The organism is Pseudoalteromonas sp. S4741 (assembly GCF_005886135.1).
Classification (GTDB): domain Bacteria; phylum Pseudomonadota; class Gammaproteobacteria; order Enterobacterales; family Alteromonadaceae; genus Pseudoalteromonas; species Pseudoalteromonas tetraodonis.
Map to the genome: position 1 here is coordinate 1 of NZ_PNCN01000240.1, position 349 is coordinate 349.

The 349-nt window shown below is 44.4% G+C and carries 1 protein-coding gene; it reads right to left on the reverse strand.

Features of this window, described 5'->3' with window-relative positions; translation table 11 throughout:
- On the reverse strand, positions 1-349 hold a 349-nt coding region (locus tag CWC30_RS17990; RefSeq protein ID WP_283956823.1), incomplete at both ends, for a biotin/lipoyl-containing protein.

Consider the following 349-nt stretch of genomic DNA (forward strand, 5'->3'; position numbering starts at 1 on the left):
AAAGGGTGCTGGTACTTCCATTGCCGCTTTGTCGCCTTCAACGTTTAAGATAGATTGCTCTTCTTCTACGCTATCACCAACTGCAACCATAATTTCAGTTACTTCAACTTCGTCATCACCAATATCTGGCACAGTGACTTCTTTAGTTGATGAAGCCGATGACGCAGCAGGTGCAGCTTCCTCGGTTTTTTCAGCTTCTTTAGAGTCAGCAGCAGAGTCTTGCGCTTCACCTTCAAAGATGAACACTAAAGTGCCTGTGGTAACAGTGTCACCCACATTTACTTTAATTTCTTTTACCGTACCGGCTTGTTCAGCAGGTACTTCCATCGCAGCTTTATCACCTTCAACA